The following is a 22,033-nucleotide window of genomic DNA, read 5'->3' on the forward strand; positions in this document are numbered from 1 at the left end:
CTTCTACTGGCTCGCCCAGACGATGCGCGCCATCCATTCGATGTCGCGCATGGCGAGTTCGCGCTCCGGATGATCCGGATTGAGGGAGACCAGTCGCACACTTTCCGGTGTCCGGCGTCCGAGCACCTTGGCCATCACTTCGCCGCCGCCCGTCCGCACGACGACCCGGTCGCCCTTGTGCAGGGCAGCGCCCGGCTCGACGATCAGCACGTCGCCGTCACGGTAGAGCGGCAGCATGGAATCGCCCTGGACTTTCAGCGCATAGGCATCCTCGCGCGCGCCGACCGGCAGGTCCACGCGGTCGAGGCCCTGGCCCTGCGGAAAGCCGGCATCCTCGAAGAAGCCGCCGGCGCCCGCCTGCGCGAAACCGAGCAGCGGCACCGACGAAGCCGGCAGCGGCAATTGCCCCTGCAAGCTGCTCGACGGCTTTGCGGCGACGCGCGCTTCCACCAGAGTCATGAATTCTTCCAGCGACGCGCCGGTCGCCTCCATGATCTTGGCCAGCGATTCGGTCGACGGCCAGCGGGGGCGTCCGTCGGCGGATTGGCGTTTGGACTTGTTGAACGCCGTGGAATCCAGCCCGGCGCGCTTCGCCAGTCCGGAGGCCGACAGTGCGTAGCGCTCGGCAAGCGCATCTATGGCCGCCCAGACGCGGTCGTGTGAGAGCATCATGCTCTCCCTGAACAGGAAAAAATGCCTTTTCGTTCTAGGCCTGCCGGGCGCTCTTGTCTACCTCCTGGGCAGCCTTCCTGTCCTCTCCCTTTGCGTACGGATTGAAGCGCTGGTAGAAGGTTTCGCCCTTCTCGGCCATGTCGAGAAGCAGCTTCGGCGCCTTGAACTCCGCGCCGTATTTCTTCTGCAGCCGCTTGGCCGTCGCCACGAATTCCTTCGCGCCGATGCCGTCGATATAGGAGAGCGTGCCGCCGGTGTAGGGCGCGAAACCGAAGGCGAGGATGGAGCCGACGTCGGCCTCGCGCGGATCGGTGACGATCTTCTCCTCCATCACCCGCGCCGCTTCCAGCGCGATGACGACCAGCAGGCGCTGCTTCAGTTCCTCGAAGTCCACGTCTTCCGGCTTCTTCTGCGGGTAGAGGTCCTTCAGGCCCGGCCACAGCTTCTTCTTGGCGGGCTTCGCCGGATAGTCGTAGAAGCCCTTGCCGTTCTTGCGGCCCTTGCGGTCATGCTTGTCGACCATCGTGTCGATGAGTTTCATCTGCTCGGGATCGACGGCCTTCTCGCCGAGGTCGCGCACGGTCTGATGCATGATCTTCTGCGCGAGATCGACGGCCGTTTCGTCGGTCAGCGCCAGCGGGCCGACCGGCATGCCGGCCGCCTTGGCGGCGTTCTCGATCATCGCCGCCGGCACGCCCTCGATCAGCATCTTGTAGGCTTCCGACATGTAGCGCAGCACGCAGCGATTGACGTAGAAGCCGCGTGTGTCGTTGACGACGATCGGCGTCTTCTTGATCGCCCGCACATAGTCGATGGCGCGCGCCAGCGCCTTGTCGCCCGTCTTCTTGCCGAGAATGATTTCCACCAGCATCATCTTGTCGACGGGTGAGAAGAAGTGGATGCCGACGAAATTCTTCGGCCGCGCCGAGTTCTTCGCCAGCGCGGTGATCGGAATGGTCGAGGTGTTGGAGGCGAAGACGGCCGAGCTCTTCAGCACTGCCTCGGCCTTCTCTGTGGCCTCCTTCTTCACCGCCGAATCCTCGAACACCGCCTCGATGACGAGGTCGCAGCCGTCGAGGGTCGCGTAGTCGGCCGTCGGTGTGATCAGCGACAACAGCTTTTCCTTGTCTTCCGGCTTGGCACGGCCTTTCTTGAGAAGCTCGTCCATCAGGCCGGCAGAGTGCGCCTTGCCCTTTTCGGCCGAGGCCACGTCGCGGTCGAGCAGCACCACGGGAATGCCGGCCCTGGCTGTGACAAAGGCGATGCCGGCGCCCATGAAGCCAGCGCCGAGAACGCCGATCTTCTTGAACTTCGTCTGCGGCACCCCCTCCGGCCGGCGCGCGCCCTTGTTCAATTCCTGCAGCGAGATGAACAGCGAGCGGATCATCGCCGCCGCTTCCTTCGACTGCATGATTTCGGTGAAGTAGCGCTGTTCGATGCGCAGCGCCGTATCGAACGGCACCAGCAGGCCCTCATAGGCGCATTTCAGGATCGCCGTGGCGGCGGGATAGTTGCCCCAGGTCTCGCGGCGCAGGATAGCGATGGCCGGCGGCCACAGGTTCGCGCCGGCGGCCGAGTAGATCTGTCCGCCGGGTATCCGAAATCCCTTCTGGTCCCACGGTGCGACCGGCGACAGGCCGTTCTTGATGAGCGCCTTCGCTGCCTCGACCAGTTGCTTCGGCGGGGAGATCTCGGTGACGAGGCCCATCGACTTGGCCTTTTGCGGCGTCAGTGTCTGGCCCGACGTCAGCATCTGCAGCGCGGCCTGCGTGTCGGCGAGCCGCGGCACGCGCTGGGTGCCGCCGGCACCGGGGAAGATGCCGACCTTGACCTCCGGCAGCGCCATCTTCACGGCGTCGCTGCCGGCGGCAACGCGCGCATGGCAGGCCAGCGACAGTTCGAACGCGCCGCCCATGCAGGTGCCGTTGATGGCCGAGACCCAGGGCTTGCCGCAGGTTTCCAGCTTGCGCCATAGCCACGTCATGCGGCCGGCGCCCTCGAACAGCATTTTCGTCGCGGCTTCCGGGTCCTTCGCCCTCGCTGCATGGAAGCGCTCGAGCTGGCCTTTGAGCATGTTCAGGTCCGCGCCGCCCGAGAAGGTCTCCTTGCCGGAAGTGATGACAGCTCCCTTGATGCCGGCGTCAGTCACCACCTGGTCGATGATCTTGTCCAGCTCGTCCATCACCGCCTCGGTGAAGACGTTCATGGATCGATCCGGCATGTCCCAGGTGACGAGCGCGATGCCGTCTGCGTCGGTTTCGACGGAGAAGTTCTTGTAGGTCATGTCCTGTCTCCCTCGGATCGTCTCAGACACGCTCGATGATCGTCGCGGTGCCCATGCCGGCGCCGATGCACAGCGTCACCAGCGCGGTGTTCAAATCGCGCCGCTCCAGTTCGTCCAGCACCGTGCCGAAAACCATGGCGCCGGTGGCGCCGAGCGGATGGCCCATGGCGATCGCACCGCCGTTTACGTTGATCCTGTCGTGCGGAATGTCGAACGCCTGCATGTAGCGCAGCACCACGGAGGCGAAGGCCTCGTTGAGCTCGAACAGGTCGATGTCGGACAGCTTCATCTTGGCACGCTTGAGCAGCTTTTCTGTCACGTCGACCGGGCCGGTCAGCATGATCGCGGGTTCCGAGCCGATATTGGCGAAAGCCTTGATGCGCGCGCGCGGCTTCAATCCCATCGCCTTGCCGCCCTTCTTCGAGCCGAGCAGCACGGCGGCCGCGCCGTCGACAATGCCGGAGGAATTGCCAGCGTGGTGGACGTGGTTGACTTCTTCCAGTTCCGGATAGCGCTGCACCGCCACAGCATCGAAGCCGCCCATCTCGCCCATCATGGTGAAGGACGGGTTGAGGGCCGCCAGCGACTGCATGTCGGTGGACGGGCGCATGTGCTCGTCATGGTCGAGGATGGTCAGCCCGTTCTGGTCCTTGATCGGGATCACCGAGTTCCTGAACCAGCCTTTCTCCCAGGCGTGCGCCGCGCGCTTCTGGCTCTCCACCGCATAGGCGTCGACATCGTCGCGGGAGAATCCGTATTTGGTGGCGATCAGGTCGGCCGAGATGCCCTGCGGCACGAACCAGCCCGGCAGGCCGACCGAAGGGTCCATCGCCCAGGCGCTGCCTGACGCGCCCATGCCCACCCGGCTCATCGATTCCACGCCGCCGGCGATGACGATGTCGTCCGCCCCCTGTGCGATCTTGGCGGCGCCGAAATTGATGGCGTCGAGACCGGACGCGCAAAAGCGCGAGATCTGCATGCCTGGCGCCTTGTTGTCGTAGCCCGCCTCGAAGGCCGCCGCGCGCGGGATGACCGAACCGGCCTCGCCGACCGGATCGACGCAGCCGAAGATGATGTCGTCGACATTTGCCGTGTCGAGGTCGTTGCGGTCGCGCAACGCTTCGAGCGTCCTGGCCGCCAGCCGCACGGCGGGCACCTCGTGCAGAGATCCGTCCTTCTTGCCCCTGCCGCGCGGTGTGCGCACGGCGTCATAGACATAAGCTTCGGCCATTTTTGTCTCCTCGGGTGGCTGATCGCGTCAGAGCGTGCGCGCGATCAGCAACTTCATGATCTCGTTGGTGCCGCCGTAGATGCGCTGCACGCGGGCGTCGCGATACATGCGGGCGATCGGATATTCATTCATATAGCCATAGCCGCCGTGAAGTTGCAGGCATTCGTCGACGACTTTTCCCTGCAGGTCGGACAGCCAGTATTTCGCCATCGAAGCGGTGGACGGGTCGAGGCCGCCGTCGAGATGGCGCGTCACGCAGTCATTGTAGAAGACGCGGCCGATGGTGGTTTCGGTCTTGAGTTCGGCCAGTTTGAACTGCGTGTTCTGGAAATCCAGGATCGGCCTGCCGAACGCCTGCCGCTCCTTCACATAGTCGATCGTCACCGCCAGCGCCCGCTCGGCCATGGCCACCGCCTGGCCGCCGATCAAGAGCCGCTCCTGCGGCAGCTGCTGCATGAGCTGCACGAAGCCCTGACCTTCCTCGCTGCCGAGCAGGTTGGCGGTCGGCACGCGCACATCGTTGAAGAACAGTTCCGACGTGTCGTTGGCCTTCAGCCCGATCTTGTCGAGGTTGCGGCCGCGTTCGAAACCTTCCACTTCGTCCGTCTCCACCACGATCAGCGAGGTGCCCTTGGCGCCTTGCGCAGGATCGGTCTTGGCGACGACGATGACCAGGTTGGCGTTCTGGCCGTTGGTGATGAAGGTTTTTGAGCCGTTGAGGCGGTACTGGTTGCCGTCCTTTTCCGCGCGCGTCTTGATGCCCTGGAGGTCGGAGCCTGCGCCGGGCTCCGTCATGGCGATGGCGCCGATCAACTCGCCGCTCGCCAGCCGCGGCAGCCACTTTTTCTTCTGCTCCTCCGAGCCGTAGTGGAGAATGTAGGGCGCGACGATGGCGTTATGCAGCACGATGCCGAAACCGTCGACGCCGACATGGGCGACGGCGTCGATGATGGCGCTTTCATGGGCAAAGCTGCCGCCCGCGCCGCCGTACTCTTCTGGCATGGAGGCGCACAGCAGGCCCGCCGCGCCGGCCTTTTCCCAGGCGGAACGATCGACGATCTCGTTCTTCTCGTAAGCGTCGTAATGCGGCGCGATCTCGTCCGCCATGAAGCGATGCGCCATGTCGTAGAGCATGGCGACGTCGTCCGTGACCCAGGTGGGCCTCGGCAGGGAGAGGATTTCGGCGGGGGCAGTCATGGAAGTGCTCCCGAATTTCTCTCAAGGGGGAGGGGAGTGTCGGTGTTCGCCACCTTAGAACGCCTCCGCCGGCAGCGCCATCATCGTGTCGGCGCCGGACGAGATGCGGGCGAGGTGGGCAGCGCTTTCGGGCATGACGCGCTCCATGAAATAGCGCGCCGTCACCAGCTTGTTCTCATAGAAGGAGGCGTCGTCGCCGGCACCGGCGGCAAGGGCTGCCTGCGCGGTCTTGGCCATCAGGCCCCACATATAGCCAAGTGCGACGAGGCCGGTCAGGTGCATGTAGTCGTTGGAGGCGGCGCCCGCATTGTCGGGCTTCGCCATCGCGTTCTGCATCAGCCACATGGTGGCGGCCTGCAGGTCGTTGAGGCCCTTCTTCAGCGCCTTGGTGAACGGCGCCATCTTCTCGTCGGCGCGGTTCTCCTCGCAGAAGTCGCCGACCTCCTTGAAGAAGGCCTGGATGGCGCGGCCGCCGTTCATCGCCAGCTTGCGGCCGACCAGGTCGAGCGCCTGGATGCCGTTGGCGCCCTCGTAGATCATGGCGATGCGGGCATCGCGCACGAACTGGCTCATGCCGTTCTCTTCGATGTAGCCGTGCCCGCCGAACACCTGCTGCGCCATGACGGCATGGTCGAAGCCCTTGTCGGTCATGACGCCCTTGAGCACCGGCGTCATCAGGCCGAGCATGTCGTCGGCGGCCTGACGGTCCTTCTCGTCGGGCGAACGATGGGCGATGTCGGATTTCAGCGCCGTCCACAGCATGAAGGTGCGGCCGGCCTCGTTCCAGGCCCGCATGGTCATCAGATTGCGGCGCACGTCGGGATGGACGATGATCGGATCGGCCTTTTTGTCCGGTTCCTTCGGGCCGCTCAGCGCGCGGCCCTGCAGGCGCTCGCGCGCATAGATCGCCGCGTTCTGGCAGGCGACTTCCGACTGCGACAGGCCCTGCAGGCCGACGCCGAGGCGCGCCTCGTTCATCATCACGAACATCGCCTTCAGGCCGCCGTTCTCGGTGCCCAGCAAATAGCCTTCCGCCTCGTCGTAATTCATGACGCAGGTGGCGTTGCCGTGGATGCCCATCTTCTCCTCGATGGAGCCGCAGGCGACGGCGTTGCGCATCGAGGGATCGCCATTTCGATCGAGCTTGAACTTCGGCACGATGAAAAGCGAAATGCCCTTGGTGCCTTCCGGCGCGCCCTCGATGCGCGCCAGCACCAGATGGACGATGTTGTCGGCCATGTCATGTTCGCCGGCCGAGATGAAGATCTTCTGGCCGGAGATTTTATAGATGCCGTCGCCCGCCGGCACGGCCTTGGTGCGCAGGAGACCGAGATCGGTGCCGCAATGCGGCTCGGTCAGGTTCATGGTGCCGGTCCATGCACCTTCCACCATCTTCGGCAGCCACGTCGCCTTCTGCTCGTCGGAGCCATGCGCGAGGATCGCCGCGATCGCGCCCTGGGTGAGGCCGGGATACATCAAGAGCGCCATGTTGGCCGCCGCCATATATTCGCCGACGGCGCTGTGCAGCGCATAGGGCAGGCCCTGGCCGCCATGCTCGGCCGGCACGGCCAGCCCCATCCATCCGCCCTCGCAATACTGGCGAAACGCCTCCTTGAAACCGGTGGGCGTGGTCACAGAACCGTCGTCGTTGCGGGTGCATCCTTCAGTGTCGCCGGTGCGGTTGGTCGGCTGGATCACTTCCTCGGCCAGCCGCGCGCCTTCGGCCAGGATCGCCTCGATCATGTCGGGCGTGGCGTCGGCGAAACCGGGAAGGTTGGAGTGCCGCTCGATGCCCAGAACCTCGTTGAGGACGAACAGCGTGTCCCTGACGGGAGCTTGGTAAGTCGGCATCGATATCCTCCAGCACGAAACGCCGGGTCGGCCTTCAATGCCGGGTCCCGGATCGATCTGCGCTTGGGATATCAAATATTGACGTTTGCGTAAACGTCAATTCGAGCGTTTCCGGTGAATTTCCCGCGAGAATAAAAAAGGCGCGACCGGACGGGTCGCGCCTTGCAATTAAAGGGATAGGAACGGCGCCGGACGATGCCTTCCGGCAGGTCGCGGTCGCCGTCGCTCAGTTCGCGGCCGCGTTCTGGACGCTGCCGTCGGCCAGCTTGCCACGGACCACGCTCACGAGTTGCTGGAGATCGACGATCGCCTCGTCCAGCAGGGCGCGCTGCCTGTCGAGGCGCGCGAGTTGCTTTTCCGACTTGTCGAGCGTCACCTTGAGCTGGCGCATGTTGGAGCCGGCAGGATCGTAGAGGTCCATGATCTGCTTCACGTCACGCAGCGAGAAGCCAACCTTGCGGCCGAGCAGGATCAGCTTGAGGCGTGCCTTGTCGCGATGCGTATAGAGGCGGGTGGCGCCGTCACGGATGGGCTTAAGCAGGCCCTTGTCCTCATAGAAGCGCAGCGTGCGCAGCGTCACGCCGAAAAGCTTCGCCATCTCGCCGATGCGGGTCAGTTCTTCGCCCGGCTCATTCGGCACGTCATTTGCGGTGGCCGCCGGCATGCCGGCTCTCATCATGTTCATGGTTCTTGACTTTCCCCGGAGAGGCGTCGCGGCAGGCGCCGGCATCGCCTTGTGGAAGCGGTGGGGGGTTGGCTTCCAATCGCGTTTCGACATGGAAATCGCAAGCGGCGCACCTTGCACGCCACTTACGTTTACGTAAGCGTATAGCCGTTAACGAATTCGAAAGCAAGCCGATTTCGTGCAATGCGGCTGTGCATCAGATGCAGGGCTGTTCAGACTTTCCGAACGAAGATTAACGGTTCCTGACATTCGGTTAACGCGTTGTTTACCACGTTGGGCGAATTGTGCGTGCGTCGGTCTCCCGTGTTTATCCTGTACTGAATTGCTCACGGTTTCTCGAAGCACTGGCAACAAGGCAGGGATTTGCTTCCTTTCCGCTCGTTGCCCGGCGCCTTCGTTCCCGGCAGGGATTTGAGGAGGACTGGCCGTCGGCCAGCCATTTCGGAAACGGGCGTTTCGATGAACAGCAAGCGGTCCTATCTCGATACATTGAACGCCGGCAGGCAGCGCAGGCCGCACACGAGCCTGGAACAGATCAACCGGTCGCTGGAGAGCTTGGAGCAGCGCCTGGAACGCACGCGCGAGGAGCGCGTCGGCTACGGCGGCGACCAACCGCGCCGGCCCGAACCTCGCTACGCAAAAGCCGATCCCTACGCGCAGCCCTATCCCGGTGCGTCCCCGCAGCAGCGCGCCTCGGCGGCGTACGGTACCGCATCCTATCGGCAGCCCGCAGGGCAGGGCACTTCAGCGGCCCACACAGGGTCGCAACCGCGTCCGCACAGCTACCGGACCATCGCCAGCGATCTCGACAGGGTGCGTGGCCAGGAAGACGGCGTCGTGGCCGTGGGCAAAATCGCCGAGGAACTGCGCAGCCTGCGCGACGAATTGCGCGATCAGATGTCGGGCGAATTGCACCGCGAGTTCGAGACGTTGCGTCACGACATCCATCGCGCTTTCAGCGCCGCGCCCGCCGCCAAGGACAGCGCGGAACTCGGGCTCGAGTTCGAGCGGCTGTCCGGCGCCATCCAGACCCTCGCGGAGCGCAGCGACGACCGCACCATCAACATGCTCAGGCTCGACCTGGAACAGATGAAGGCCGCCCTCGACACGCTGGCGCGCGAGGAAACCGTACAGAGATCGGATCGTCGCTGGGACGATTTCTATAGCCGCTGGAACGCGTTCGAAGACAGGATCGATGCCGACCAGCGCAAGCGTGCCGACGGGCCGAACCTGTCGACTCTTTTCGATCGGCTGGACCAGATCGGCAGCGCCGTGAACAACCTGCCGGAATCCCTGTCGCTGCGCTCACTGGAAGAAAAGGTGCGCACGCTTGCCGGCGCGGTCGATCATTTCGCGAGCCAGCAGGGCGATCGCGGCAACGACACCTACGGCATGATCGATGAGCGTCTCGACGAGATCTCGCGGGCGATCGTGGCATCGACTGTCGCGGCGCAGTCGAATGCGCTCGATACCGAGGCCTTCGGCCGCATCGAGCAGCGCATCGCTTCGCTCGCCCAGCAGATCGAGGAGGTTGCCGCCGATCGGTCGGGCGGCGAACTGATGGACCGCATCAATCTTCTGTCCGGCCGCGTCGACGATCTCGCCGCCCGTGCCCATCTGCCCGAGCAGGCCATCGAACGGCTGGGCCAGCAAATGGCGCTGATTGCCGAGCGCGTGGAGCACGCGCCGGCGTCGCTCGACGCCGACACAATTTTCCGCGGTATCGAGCAGCGCTTCGATGTGCTCTCGGGGATGATCGAGCGCCGCCAGGGCGAGACGATCGAGCACGGCAACGTGCTTTTCCAGGATATGGAGCGCCGGCTGGACGAGGTGGCCGACCGGCTCGAACGCCGTCAGGACGTCGGCATCGATACGGCCGGCATCATGGATGCGATTGACGCCCGTTTCACCGCGCTCGCCAAAAGCCTTGAGACGCGCCAGCCCGCCGCCGGCGGAGAGGCCGCCATGCGCGGCCTGGAAAACAGGCTGGAAGACATATCGAGCCGTCTCAATGCCTCGGCCGCCCAGGTCGCCGGCATCGATCCGGATCTCATCCGCTCCCTCGAGGCGCAGGTCGCCGGCCTGTCCGCGCATCTGAGCAAGCCCGGCGCTCCTCTCCCTGATTTCGAGGACATCGCGCCGCGCATCGCACGCATCGAGCAGGCGGTGGCCGGTAGCCGCGACACCATTCTGGAAGCGGCGCGCGAGGCGGCGGAAAACGCGGTGCGCGCGCTCGGCTCGGCCAGCCCCGATACGCCTGCCGTCGTGGGTCTGGCGCAGGATCTCAAGACGCTGGAGAAACTGACCCGTCGCTCCGACGAGCGCAACAACAAGACCTTCGAGGCCATCCACGACACGCTTCTGAAGATCGTCGATCGTCTGGGCTCGCTCGAAGGCGGCGCGCCTGCCGAGACGCTGGACAAGATCGCCGTACAGGACGCGCCGGCCCTGCAGATGGACGAGCCGATGCCGCTGGCCGCCGTCGCCGGCGAGCAACCCGCCAGAGGGCCGAGCGAGGGGAGGGCCGGTCCGCAGGTCGATGCGCCCGTCGATGCACCGGCCGCGCGCACGCCGGCGGAGGCGGCGGCGGAGGCGGCGCGGGCTGCCTTGGGAGAGCAGGCCGTTGCCGAACAGCCTGCCGGCGGCCGCAAATCCATGCTGGGCGGTATCGCCCGGGCATTCGCCCTCAAGAGGGAACCCAGGGTCGAAACGCAGGCGGCCGCTCCGGTCGTGGAGGCGCCGGAGGTCGGGCTTGACGAGCCGCTTGAGCCCAAGCTGGTCAATCGCCCGCTCGAACCCGGGTCGGGCGCGCCGGACCTCAGCGCCATCATGAAGCGGGTGCGCGACGAGCGCGCCCAGCCGGCACGGGCGGCGGAAGGCGACGCCGCCAAGTCCGATTTCATCGCCGCGGCGCGCCGCGCCGCGCAGGCGGCCGCAGCCGAAGCCGACGCGCTGAAACGGCAGTCCTCCGTCAAGGGGCCGGTCAAGGCGCTCAGGATCGGCGATCTCATCAAGGCACGGCGCAAGCCGATCCTGATGGCCGCCGCCGCCATCATGCTGGCGCTCGCCGGGCTGCAACTCGGCAAGGCGTTCTTCTCCGAGCCCAAACAACTCGCTGCCGAACAGCCCGCCCCGATCGCCGGGCAGCAGCCGGTACAGACGGCGTCGGCCGATGGTGCTATGACGGCAACCGGCGTCAGCGGCTCGTCCGATACGGTGTCGACGGAACCGGCGGCATCCGTGCGGGTGGTCGAGGGCGAGGAACCGTCCGGCAAGGTCAAGGACGACTTGATCGCCAACGAAGCGCCGGCGTTGTCCGCGACAGAGGCCGACACGACGCAGGCTGACACCACGCAGACAGGTGATGGAGATACGGCCAAGATGGCCGCAACCCTGCCGCCTGCGTCCGACGAGACCACGGCATCGGCTTCGCAGGCCGAAGCTTCTGCCGGAGCCGGTGCCGCCAAAGCCGAAGACAGCACAGGCGCGGTTTCCTCCACGCAGCCCGCAACACCCGAGCCGGCGGTTGCGGCGGCGGACATCCCGGCAGCCATCGGACCGGAGGCGCTTCGCGACGCCGCCGCCAAGGGGGACGCCAAGGCGCTGTTCGAGATCGGCTCGCGCTATGCGGACGGCCAAGGCGTCAAGGAAGACATGGCCGAAGCGGCGAAGTGGTACGAAAAGGCGGCCGAAGGCGGCCTCGCCGTGGCCCAGTACCGCATCGGAAATTTTTATGAGAAGGGCATCGGCGTCAAACGCGACATCCAGAAGGCGAAGACCTGGTATCAGCTCTCCGCCGAGCAGGGCAACGCAAGCGCCATGCACAACCTTGCCGTGCTTTTCGCCATGGCGGCGGACGGTGTGACCGACAACCAGTCCGCCGCGCACTGGTTCCAGGCGGCCGCCGACCTCGGCGTCAAGGACAGCCAGTTCAATCTCGGCATTCTCGCCGCCAAGGGCGTCGGCATGCAGCAGAACCTCGAAGAATCCTACAAATGGTTCGCCCTCGTCGCCAAGAGCGGCGACAAGGACGCCGCCACCAAGCGCGACGAGATCGCCAACGCCATGCGGCCCGAACAGCTCGAGCGGGCGCGCGGCACCGTCGAACTGTGGAAGCCCAAATCGCTCGACCAGGCGGCGAACACGGTCGATGTTCCCGACGCTTGGCGGGATGTCCCGACCACCACGGCTTCGATCGACATGAAGAAGGCCGTCCAGAACATCCAGCGAATCCTCAACAAGAACGGCTACGATGCCGGCGGTGCGGACGGGATCATGGGGTCGAAGACCAAGACCGCCATCATGGCCTTCCAGAGCGACAACGGCATGACCGCGACCGGCGACGTCGACGAGAAACTGGTCAAGGCGCTGCTGGCGCGCAAATGATCCTGTCGGCGTCGCTGTTGCGACGCCGGGCCACATTTTTGCCTGCTAAGCGATTGAGATGTTTGCAGTGACCGCGCGGCGTGGGACATGCCGTGCGCCGTTGCAACGTCGAGTTAGGGTTTGGGTGCTATACCCGTTGCGGCTTCAGGGCCGCGAGCCAATGATCGAGACAAGCGGGTGGGCATCTATCTTCCGATCGCCGAAATGTCAGTCAACGTCCTTGTCCTCCTGGCAATGGGCGCGGCAGTCGGCTTTCTGTCCGGCATGTTCGGCGTCGGCGGCGGCTTTCTCATCACGCCGCTGCTGATCTTCTACAACATTCCCCCCGCGATCGCCGTGGCGACCGGCGCCAACCAGGTGGTGGCGTCTTCGTTCTCGGGCGCGCTCTCGCATCTCAAGCGCGGCACGCTCGACTTCAAGCTCGGAGGGGCGTTGCTGGCCGGAGGCATCGTGGGTTCGTCGCTCGGCATCTGGGTGTTTGCGCTGTTGCGCAGCCTGGGTCAGCTCGATCTCGTCATCTCGCTCTCCTACGTGGTGCTGCTGGGCACGGTGGGTTCCATCATGCTGGTCGAAAGCGTCGGCGCACTGCGCGCGTCGCGCTCGGGTGCGGCCCCGACGCTCAAGAAGCCCGGACAGCACAACTGGATTCACCGCCTGCCGCTCAAGGTCCGCTTCCGGGCCTCCAAGCTGTTCGTCTCCGTCATCCCGGTGCTCGGCCTCGGCGCAGCCATCGGCTTCCTGTCGTCGATCATGGGCGTCGGCGGCGGCTTCATCATGGTTCCGGCGTTGATCTACCTGCTGCGCGTGCCGACCAACGTCGTCATCGGCACCTCGCTGTTCCAGATCATCTTCACCTCGGCTTACACGACCCTGGTGCATGCAGCCACCAACCAGACGGTGGACGTCGTCCTGGCTTTCGTCCTGATGATCGGCGGCGTCGCCGGCGCGCAATACGGCGCCAAGGCCGGCCAGAAGCTGCGCGGCGAGCAATTGCGCGCCCTTTTGGCGCTCCTTGTCATGGCCGTGGCGCTCCGCCTGGCCGTCGACCTGTTCGTCACGCCGCACAACGTCTATTCGCTCGCGGCCCTGGGAGAGGGCTGATGGCGGCCCGCACGGCATTCGCGGCGCTCCTGTTCGCCTTTCTCGCAACGGCGCCCGCTGCGGCGCAGATCGCCCACCAGGAAGGCATCCAGATCGGCCTGTCGCAGGACGACATCTCGATCACGGCCGGGTTTTCAGGCGCCGACCTCACCATCTTCGGTTCCCTGGAGGATGCCGACCCGCAGACCGCGCGGCAAGGACGCTACGACGTGGTTGTCGTTCTCGAGGGGCCGGCACGTCCGGTCGTGGTGCGCCGCAAGGACCGCGTGCTCGGCGTGTGGATCAATCTCGAATCCGAGACTTTCACCAATGTGCCGGTGTCCTATTCCGTGGCGTCCACCCGTCCGCTGCAGGACATCACCCAGCCGGAAAGCTATCGGCGGCTGTCGCTCGGAAGCGGCAACATCTTCATGCAGCCGGCCGAAGCGGGCCAACCTCCGGTGACGATCGCGGAGTTCACGCGGGCGCTGCGCGAGCGGAAGGCGGCGGCCGGCCTCTACAGCGAAAATCCCGGCGGCGTGCAGTTCCTCTCCCAAAGCCTGTTCCGCGCGACGGTCCGCCTGGCGCCCGACGTGCCCGTCGGCACCCACAAGGCGCGCGCCTTCCTGTTCAAGAACGGCGTTTTCCTCAAGGAAAGCTCGGCGCAGCTCGAAATCCGCAAATCGGGCTTCGAGCAGACGGTCTTTCGCCTCGCCCAGCACCACGGATTGTTCTACGGCTTCCTCTCCGTCTCGCTCGCGATGGCGACGGGCTGGCTCGGCCGCATCGTCTTCCGCAAGGACTGAACGGCCTCTGTAGGCCGCATCCGGAACCGCCCGGCGATCCCGTGAAGGTCTACTTGCCGAGTTCGATCGAGCGCAGGCGGGCGGCTTCCACGGCCTGCGTCACCAGCGTCTTCAGCCTGTCCTCGCCCATCAGCACGTCCAGCGCCGCCGCCGTGGTGCCGTTCGGGCTGGTCACCTGCCGGCGCAGCACACCCGGTTCCTCGCCGCTCTCGGCCGCCAGCGACGCCGCGCCGAACACCGTCTGCATGGCGAGGAGCTTCGCGGTTTCCAATGGCAGCCCGGCCTTTTCGGCTGCTGCCGTCAGGCATTCGATGAAATGGAAGACATAGGCCGGACCGGAGCCCGAGATGGCCGTCACCGCATCCATCAGGCTCTCGTCCTCTATGCCTGCCACCGCGCCGCTCGCCGACAGGAGATCGTTGACGAAAGCGCGGGTTTCGACGGAAACGAGCGGCGTGGAAAACACCACCATCATGCCCTTGCCGATGGCGGCCGGCGTGTTCGGCATGCAGCGCATGACGGGCGCCTTGTCGCCCAGCACCTGCGTGAAGGTCGAGACGGGCGTGCCGGCGGCGATGCTCACGAAGGTCGTGCGGCCATCGGCAAAGCGCCGGTAACCAGCCAGAACGTCGCGAATGACCTGCGGCTTGACCGCGATGACGATCAGGCGCGGCACGGCGTCTGAAGGTATCTCCTCGGCGTTCGTCCCGGCCGCGCAGCCGAGCGCTTCGGCGCGTGCCCTGAGATCGGCATTCGGCTCGACGACGAATATTTCGGCGGGCCTGAGCTTGCCCGCCTTCACCCAGCCCGAAAGCATGGCGTAGCCCATATTGCCGCAGCCGGCGAGCACAAGAGAGATCGTCATGAAAAGCCTCCGTTGGACCTCCTTAGCGGCATGTTCAGGCGTGGGGAAGCCCTGGCGCGGCGGATGACCGGGATATGCAATCGAAAATTGAAATAGCTGACTTTTGCTCTTTTAAAGGGTAGATATCGGAGCCTGAATTAACCTTTTGTTACCCATGCCTGTTTAGCTTGTCGTAACGAAAGCGGCGCGCCCTTCGCCGCCTGGATGCAAAGTATGAACAGAAGCCCGGAGCGCGAGGATTGGAGGCGCGAGCATTCGCTGCTCGAACTGGGCCGCGCCGTGCACAGCGAGGATCATTCCGGCCCGGATCACCAATCGCTCATGCCGGCGGATGACCGCATCGAGGCCGAAGAACCCTTCGATGTCCGCCTGAGACATCGCCTCGCACGGGCACAGCGCGAGGCGATTGAGGACGTGAACCAGCCTTTCTCCTTACCAGAACCGCAATGGCCGCAGGAGGACGGAGACCGGCGGGCTCCTCCATCCCCGATCCAAGGCGGGAGAGACGAAGACTGGAGCGGCCCTGACACATCCGGCAATCGGCCGCGCAGGCGAAGCCTCTCCTGGCGGCTGGTTGCCGCCGGCACTGCGCTCGGCCTGCTGATGGGGGGCGCGGTCGCTTTCTCGCTGCCCGCGCGCTATCAGGCCACGGCCGGCCTGATCCTCGGGGCAGGTGACCTGAACGGCGGCGCGGTCGAAAGCCAGCTCCGCCTGTTGATCTCCGGCATCGTGCTGACGAGGGTAGTCGATGGGCTGAACCTTGCCAGCGATCCGGAATTCAACGGCAGGGAAAGCGGGGCCGGCGGAATCACAGGAATGTTGCGCGCGCTGCTCGTGCGCGATGGCGGCGGCGCTGCCGACGAGGGCCATCGCCAGGCACTCGCCGTCGACCGGCTCTTGGCTGCCCTGTCCGTCTCGCATGCCGCTGGCGGCGGCATCGCCGTCACCGCGACGACCGGCAACGGCGAGAAGTCCGCCTTGATCGCCAATGCGGTCGCCGACGCCTTCGTACAGGTCCATGACAAGGACCGCTCCGGCGCCGTGACCGGTTCCGCCGTGGATACGCAGACAGGCGACGCCGCTGCGGCCGCTGCCCGGGACCATCTGGACGACTTCGCGAACGCCAACGATCGGCCCGATCTTGCGAAGGATCCGGCCCGCATCATCGGCATCCTCGATCTGGACACGGACCTGAAGGACGCGCGCGCCCATACGGAAGCACTGAACGCCAAGGTTTCCGAGCTTCGTTCGACGAACGTCGATTCGCTGGGCGGTGGATTGCCGCCGGAGTTCGAGACCGGCGCCGTGCAGGCGCTGCGCACGCAATATCTCGACATCAAGCGGCAGGCGGATCTGGCGGCGGCGCGCCTGGGGCCGCGCAATCCCGAACGCCACGCCATCGAGGCGCAACTCGCGGGCGCTCGCAGCAGGCTGGCGGCCGAGCTTCGCCGCATCGTCGCCGCCCAGCAGGCGAGGTTGAAAGAGGCCGTCGAGACCGAGCAGGCGCTGGCTTCCCGTCTCGCCAGGACCGGACTGAGCGTGCAGGATATCGCGGCCTTGCGCGATATCCAGAAAGAGCGCGCCGCGGCGGAAGTCGATCGTCAGACCATGACCGGCAGCATCGCCGTGTCTGGTGACGATGCGAAGGGGCAAGGTGCCGAGATCGTATCGCGGGCCACTCCTCCGACAAAGCCGAGCGGTCCGCCGCGCCTGACGATAACCCTGGCCGGTGCCGCCCTTGGCCTGTTCGCCGGACTTGGGCTCGGCGCTGGCCGAGGTCGTCACGGCGGCCCGCAAACGCCGGCCGAACGCGATGCGCGCACCCTGTTCGAAGCCGGATCCGGCCGGAAGAAGCGCTGGCGCCGCGATTCGCGGCCGGTGGCCGGTTCCGAGGAATGGGACGAACCCGGCCGACCGCAAGACGATGACGAAGCATGGCCGTTGCCGGACGAGGCCTTGCCGCTGCCCACCGCAATCATGGAACCCACGGAGACGAACATGTACCCGGTCCATCCCGACCAGCTTTATGCCCAGGATCCGCAGCAGCCTCGGCCCCAACCCCGGTTCCAGCCTCAGCAATGGCAGCAGCCTGCCTATTCGCCCGCTGCCTCCTACGCGCCGGCCCCTTATGCAGCGCAGCCTTACCCGCAGCCCTTCTATCCGCCGCATCCGACCATGCAGCCTATGCCGTCTTATCCCGTGCAGGCCTGGCCCGCGGCTACTGCCGCTCCTTTGCCCTGGCCCTATGCCGCCCCGGCCCATCCCTATGCCGGTCCGGCTCATCCGGTCCAGTACGCCCAGCCGGCGCCGGACATGTGGCAGCGTCCTGCGATCGATCAGGAGGCGCTGGACGAAATCCGCGCTTCCCTGCATGAGTTCAGGGAAGCGCTGCGCGACCTCGCCGACAGCCGGCCGCGCCGCCGGTTCCTGTAATCACGGCCCGCGATTTCGGGTTTACGGCATCGGACGACGCTCCTGCGGGATTGCGTCGGGCGGTTTTGGTGAAAATGCCGCTGTAAGAATCGCCCCCGCAAGAATCGCCCCCGCAAGAATCGCCATGAAGGTGTCCGATGGCCGAAGTGATCGATGGAAAGAGCGTCGCTGCCGATGTCGTGCGCAAGGTTCAGGGCCTGACCGCTGAATTGGCGGGCCGGGGAATAAAGCCTGGCCTTGCCGTCGTCATCGTCGGCGAGGACCCGGCCAGCCAGGTCTATGTCGCCTCGAAGTCGCGCACCGCCAAGAAATGCGGTTTTCATTCGCTCCAGCACACGCTGCCGGCCGATGCCAGCCAGGCAGACCTCCTCAAGCTGGTGTCGGACCTGAATGCCGATCCGGCGATCCACGGCATCCTCGTGCAATTGCCGCTGCCGGCGCAGATCGACGCCGGCGCCGTCATCCAGGCGATCGCACCCGAAAAGGACGTCGACGGCTTCAACTTCATCAATGTCGGCAAACTCGGCGCCGGCGAGCTTGCGACCGCTTTCGTGCCCTGTACGCCCGCAGGCTCGATGCTCCTGATCGAGCGCGTGCGCGGCAGGGACCTTTCGGGGCTGAACGCCGTCGTCGTCGGCCGCTCCAATATCGTCGGCAAGCCGATGGCGAACCTCCTGCTCGCCGCCAACTGTACCGTCACCGTCGCCCATAGCCGCACCAGGGACCTGCCGGCGCTGGCCCGCACCGCCGACATCCTTGTCGCCGCCGTCGGTCGGCCCGAAATGGTGCGTGGCGACTGGGTGAAACCCGGCGCCACCGTCATCGATGTCGGTATCAACCGCATTCCCGCGCCGGAAAAGGGCGAGGGCAAGACGCGGCTGGTCGGCGACGTCGCCTATGCGGAAGCCGAACAGGTCGCCGGCGCGATCACCCCGGTGCCCGGTGGCATCGGTCCGATGACGATCGCCATGCTGATGGCCAACACCGTGACCTCCGCCTTCCTGGCGGCGGGACTCGAACGTCCTTTCTTCTGACACTCCAGCAGCAAGGCCCCTCCTTTGCCGATGCCGCCTGTTCCTGTAGAACGGCCGACCATGGCTGATCCCGTGCAGGACGGCCGGCAGTTCGCGTTCCTGCTGGTCGACAAGTTCTCGATGTTTTCCCTCGCGGCGGCGATCGACGCCTTCCGCGCCGCCAACCGTCTCCTCGGCTACGACTATTACGGCTGGACCACGGTATCGGCCGACGGCGACGCGGTGATGGCCTCCAACGGCCTGCCGATCAAGATCGACTATGCGGTGGCCGACATTCCGCCCGTCGACATCCTGTTCGTCGCGGTCGGGCTCACCACCGAATTTCCCGGCAAATCGAAGGTGCTTGCCGCGTTGCGAAGCTGGGGACGCCGCGGCGGCGCGATGGGAGCGCTGTCGGTCGGCTCCTATCTTCTGGCCGAGGCCGGCCAACTGGAAGGCTACCGCTGCACCATCCACTGGGAGAACCGCGCCGGCTTCATGGAGCGCTTCCCCGAGATCGACTGCACCGGCAACGTCTTCGAGATCGACCGCAAGCGCTACACCTGCGCGGGCGGCACCACCTCCATCGACCTGATGCTGGAGATCATCCGTACCGACTTCGGTTCCAACCTCGCCAACGGCGTCGCCAACCAGTTCCAGCACGAGCGCATCCGCTCCGCCGGCGACCGCCAGCGCGTCGGGCCGGAGCGCGATCTCACCGGCAAATCCGAGAAGTTGCGCAAGATCGTCGAACTCATGGCCGACCATCTCGACGAGCCGCTGTCGGCGGTGCAGCTTGCGAAATCCGCCGGCCTGTCGGTGCGCCAGGTCGAGCGCCTGTTCCTGCGCCATCTCGGCGTGACGCCGGGGCGCTACTACATGCGCCTCAGGCTCGAGCGCGCCCGCGAACTGCTGCGCCAGACCAACATGCCGATCCTCGACGTGGCGATCGCAACCGGCTTCACCTCGCATTCCTATTTCGCGCAGAGCTACCGTCTGCAGTTCGGCCGCCCGCCCTCCGAGGAACGCCGCACGACCTATTGAGCGCATTTGATCCGGCGCGCGTCTTCCCTGCTGCCGGCGCTTGCTTTAGCTTGCGCCGACCGATTTGGGGAATTCCGGAGAGCTCCATGACGCGTATCTTGCGCTGCCTCGTCGCATCGTTGCTGTTTGCCTGTGTGGGCGTTGTCTTTGTGGGAGCGGCCGCCCAAGCCGCAGACCGCGTCATCGTCATCCTCGACGCCTCGGGCTCGATGTGGGCGCAGATCGACGGCAAGCCCAAGCTCGAGATCGCGCGCGAATCGCTGCGCGCCGCGCTTCAGTCCGTTCCCGGCGACGAGGAAATCGGTTTCATGGCCTATGGCCATCGAGAGAAGGGAAGCTGTTCCGACATCGAACTGATCGTGCCGCCGGCGGCTGGCACGTCCGGCCAGATCACGACAGCCGCGGACAATCTGAAGTTCCTCGGCAAGACGCCGTTGACGGCCGCCGTGAAGCAGGCGGCGGAAGCGCTGAAATACACCGAGGACAAGGCCAAGGTCATCCTGATCACCGACGGACTGGAGACCTGCGGCGGCGATCCCTGCACGCTCGGCAAGGAACTGAAGGCCGCCGGCGTCGATTTCACCGCGGACGTCGTCGGCTTCGGGCTGACGGCGGAGGAGGGCAAACAGGTCGCCTGCCTGGCCGAGAACACCGGCGGCAAGTACATCCAGGCCTCCGACGAGTCCGCCCTGAAGGCGGCGCTGGCCGAAACGGTCGCGGCTCCCGAACCGGCGCCCGCATCCGCACCACAGCCCGCGACAGAGCCGAAGGCCGCCCCAAAGCAGGCCGCGGAAGTCGAATATAACCTCGTTCCGAAGGCCCTGTTGACGGAAGGCGGCAAGGCGCCCGACGGTATCGACGTCCAGTACGAGGTGTTCAGGGACGATGCCGACGGCACCAGGGGAAAGAACGTCGATTTCGGCTATAACGACGTCCGGTTCCACCTGCCCGCAGGCAACTACATCGTCGTGGCCACGTCCGGTTCTGCGAAGGCCGAGACGAAGGTCTCGCTTACCATCGACAAGACGGCGGAACCCGTACTCGACCTCAAGGCGGCGGCACTCTATCTGCACGCGCGCCCGGCGCCCGGCGCGGAGGTGGACGGCGATGCCCAGATCATCGTCGACTATCAGGGCGGCAACTCCGCTTCCAACTATGGAGAGGCCAAGCTCGTCGTCCCCGCCGGCGAGACCAAGGTCACGGCCAAGCTCGGCGCGGGCGAGGTCAGCGAGACGCTGCAACTCGCCGCCGGCCAGGTGGTCGACAAGGACATCATCGTCGGCGTGGGGAAGGCGAAGGCCAACGCCCTTTATATGCAGGGCGGCGAGAAAGTCGATTCCAGCGATCTCTCATGGAAGGTCTTCAAGGCCGCCAAGAAGATCGACGGCACGCGCGACCAGGTGACATACGCCTATGGACCGGACAGCCAGTTCGACCTGCCGCCAGGCGACTATGTCATGGCCGTCGAGATGCAGGCGGCGTCCGCCGAACAGCCCTTCAGCGTCAAGGTCGGCGAAATGAGCGATGTCAGCGTCACGCTGAATGCCGGCGTGCTGGCCGTCGATGCACCCGGCGCGGACGGGTTTAAGGTGTTCGAGGCCAAGAAGAATATCCAGGGCGAGCGCAAGCAGGTCACCTATGCTTATGGCGACAAGATGCAGACGACGCTCGCAGCGGGCGACTACGTGCTTGTCACGAACTTCACCACGGACAAGCCGGAGAACGAGACGCCCTTCACCATCAAGGCCGGCGAGCGCAACGAGTTGAGCGTGAAATAGGGACGTCCGCGCGGATCATCAGGGTACAAGCAAGAGCACATTCCCGCCCTGCGCCTGTAGCAGTTCCGCAGCCTCTTGATCGAACGTGACGAAGGCGTCGCCGCCAAGCCTTATCCCTTCCAGGGCGATGACGCCATCGGCAAAATCGCCACCGGCTTCGAGCGTTGCCAGCCCGGCGGAAATGGCAGGTTGGTCGGCCACGGCATTCGGTATGCCGAGCAGAGCGCGGATGGCGGCGCCTGCCTCGGCGCGGCTCCTTTTGTAGCCGCGCGTCAGCACCCAAACAAACTCACAGATCGCGTGGATCGGGATCGCTACGAGTTCGGCCTCTTTGACCACCGCGAGCGCGGCCTTCTGTTGGGCGGGATGGTCGCCGAGGAAAAGCCGCAGCAGGATGTTGGTGTCGAGCGCGACTTTCACCGGGGGTCTGCCCAGCCTTCCTCGATCACGGTCTTGATCTCTTCCAGGGTCAGCGTGGGGCCGTCCGGATCGTGGAGCATTCCCGCGATATCGTCCCACGACGCGGCAGGCTGCTTGGCGATCGAAGCCTCGCCGTTAGGTTTCAGATCGACATTGATCTTGTCGCCCGGGCCGATCCTCAAATGCCGCAGCACATCCTTGTTCAGGGTGACCTGACCCTTGGCGGTAACGGTGAGCGTAAGCATTGGCACTTTCTCCTGCCTCGAAGGTAAGGCAACAGAACCTTAC

16 protein-coding genes are annotated in these 22,033 nt (G+C 65.4%); 7 read left to right on the forward strand and 9 right to left on the reverse strand.

The genetic code is table 11. From position 1 onward, the window contains the following. Nucleotides 1-3: 3 nt before the first annotated feature. From ABMA46_RS03800 to ABMA46_RS03825, 6 genes are all read right to left on the reverse strand, one after another. Entirely contained in the window at nucleotides 4-669 is a 666-nt protein-coding gene (locus ABMA46_RS03800; protein ID WP_348997983.1) for a S24 family peptidase, read from the reverse strand. Nucleotides 670-706: 37 nt separating this feature from the next. Then, nucleotides 707-2,956 (reverse strand): 3-hydroxyacyl-CoA dehydrogenase NAD-binding domain-containing protein, encoded by a 2,250-nt coding sequence (locus ABMA46_RS03805; RefSeq protein ID WP_348997984.1) that lies wholly within the window; start codon nucleotides 2,954-2,956, stop codon nucleotides 707-709. Between the two features lie 22 nt (nucleotides 2,957-2,978). Further along, nucleotides 2,979-4,187 (reverse strand): acetyl-CoA C-acetyltransferase, encoded by a 1,209-nt coding sequence (locus ABMA46_RS03810; RefSeq protein WP_348997986.1) that lies wholly within the window; start codon nucleotides 4,185-4,187, stop codon nucleotides 2,979-2,981. A gap of 27 nt (nucleotides 4,188-4,214) precedes the next feature. Next, complete coding sequence (locus ABMA46_RS03815) at nucleotides 4,215-5,384, reverse strand: acyl-CoA dehydrogenase family protein (protein ID WP_348997987.1); 1,170 nt, start codon at nucleotides 5,382-5,384, stop codon at nucleotides 4,215-4,217. A gap of 54 nt (nucleotides 5,385-5,438) precedes the next feature. Further along, nucleotides 5,439-7,235: an acyl-CoA dehydrogenase C-terminal domain-containing protein gene (locus tag ABMA46_RS03820; protein ID WP_348997988.1), complete on the reverse strand. Its 1,797-nt coding sequence runs from the start codon at nucleotides 7,233-7,235 to the stop codon at nucleotides 5,439-5,441. A gap of 226 nt (nucleotides 7,236-7,461) precedes the next feature. After that, complete coding sequence (locus ABMA46_RS03825) at nucleotides 7,462-7,920, reverse strand: MerR family transcriptional regulator (RefSeq protein ID WP_348997990.1); 459 nt, start codon at nucleotides 7,918-7,920, stop codon at nucleotides 7,462-7,464. 459 nt (nucleotides 7,921-8,379) lie between these two features. Here ABMA46_RS03825 and ABMA46_RS03830 point away from each other — a divergent pair, with 459 nt between their 5' ends. The 3 genes from ABMA46_RS03830 to ABMA46_RS03840 all read left to right on the forward strand — a co-directional run bounded on the left by ABMA46_RS03830 (nucleotide 8,380) and on the right by ABMA46_RS03840 (nucleotide 14,192). Continuing rightward, nucleotides 8,380-12,306 carry a peptidoglycan-binding protein gene (locus ABMA46_RS03830; protein ID WP_348997992.1) on the forward strand — a complete coding sequence of 1,309 codons (3,927 nt, stop codon included), beginning with the start codon at nucleotides 8,380-8,382 and terminating at the stop codon, nucleotides 12,304-12,306. Nucleotides 12,307-12,483: 177 nt separating this feature from the next. After that, nucleotides 12,484-13,407 (forward strand): sulfite exporter TauE/SafE family protein, encoded by a 924-nt coding sequence (locus ABMA46_RS03835; RefSeq protein ID WP_348997994.1) that lies wholly within the window; start codon nucleotides 12,484-12,486, stop codon nucleotides 13,405-13,407. Next, nucleotides 13,407-14,192, forward strand: a complete 786-nt coding sequence (locus ABMA46_RS03840; RefSeq protein WP_348997995.1) for a TIGR02186 family protein — start codon at nucleotides 13,407-13,409, stop codon at nucleotides 14,190-14,192. Before ABMA46_RS03835 ends, ABMA46_RS03840 begins: the two co-directional genes overlap by 1 nt. A gap of 49 nt (nucleotides 14,193-14,241) precedes the next feature. On the opposite strand, the gene proC is transcribed toward ABMA46_RS03840, so the two are convergent. After that, on the reverse strand, nucleotides 14,242-15,057 hold the full coding sequence (gene proC / locus ABMA46_RS03845; RefSeq protein WP_348997996.1) for a pyrroline-5-carboxylate reductase: 816 nt from the start codon (nucleotides 15,055-15,057) through the stop codon (nucleotides 14,242-14,244). A 213-nt stretch (nucleotides 15,058-15,270) separates the two neighbouring features. Here proC and ABMA46_RS03850 point away from each other — a divergent pair, with 213 nt between their 5' ends. The 4 genes from ABMA46_RS03850 to ABMA46_RS03865 all read left to right on the forward strand — a co-directional run bounded on the left by ABMA46_RS03850 (nucleotide 15,271) and on the right by ABMA46_RS03865 (nucleotide 21,325). Further along, nucleotides 15,271-17,490 (forward strand): GumC family protein, encoded by a 2,220-nt coding sequence (locus ABMA46_RS03850; protein WP_348997997.1) that lies wholly within the window; start codon nucleotides 15,271-15,273, stop codon nucleotides 17,488-17,490. Between the two features lie 137 nt (nucleotides 17,491-17,627). Next, complete coding sequence (locus tag ABMA46_RS03855; protein WP_348997998.1) at nucleotides 17,628-18,524, forward strand: bifunctional methylenetetrahydrofolate dehydrogenase/methenyltetrahydrofolate cyclohydrolase; 897 nt, start codon at nucleotides 17,628-17,630, stop codon at nucleotides 18,522-18,524. A 60-nt stretch (nucleotides 18,525-18,584) separates the two neighbouring features. Continuing rightward, nucleotides 18,585-19,547 (forward strand): GlxA family transcriptional regulator, encoded by a 963-nt coding sequence (locus tag ABMA46_RS03860; RefSeq protein WP_348997999.1) that lies wholly within the window; start codon nucleotides 18,585-18,587, stop codon nucleotides 19,545-19,547. Nucleotides 19,548-19,633: 86 nt separating this feature from the next. Then, the gene (locus ABMA46_RS03865; RefSeq protein WP_348998000.1) at nucleotides 19,634-21,325 is read left to right on the forward strand and encodes a vWA domain-containing protein; all 1,692 of its coding nucleotides are present in this window, start codon (nucleotides 19,634-19,636) and stop codon (nucleotides 21,323-21,325) included. An 18-nt stretch (nucleotides 21,326-21,343) separates the two neighbouring features. Here ABMA46_RS03865 and ABMA46_RS03870 read toward each other — a convergent pair whose 3' ends face one another. Next, entirely contained in the window at nucleotides 21,344-21,745 is a 402-nt protein-coding gene (locus ABMA46_RS03870) for a type II toxin-antitoxin system VapC family toxin (protein ID WP_348998001.1), read from the reverse strand. After that, nucleotides 21,742-21,990: an AbrB/MazE/SpoVT family DNA-binding domain-containing protein gene (locus ABMA46_RS03875; protein ID WP_348998002.1), complete on the reverse strand. Its 249-nt coding sequence runs from the start codon at nucleotides 21,988-21,990 to the stop codon at nucleotides 21,742-21,744. Before ABMA46_RS03875 ends, ABMA46_RS03870 begins: the two co-directional genes overlap by 4 nt. Nucleotides 21,991-22,033 lie beyond the last annotated feature (43 nt).

Origin of the sequence: Mesorhizobium hunchu, from assembly GCF_040081975.1 — a bacterium.
In the GTDB taxonomy this organism is placed as follows: Bacteria; Pseudomonadota; Alphaproteobacteria; order Rhizobiales; family Rhizobiaceae; genus Mesorhizobium; species Mesorhizobium hunchu.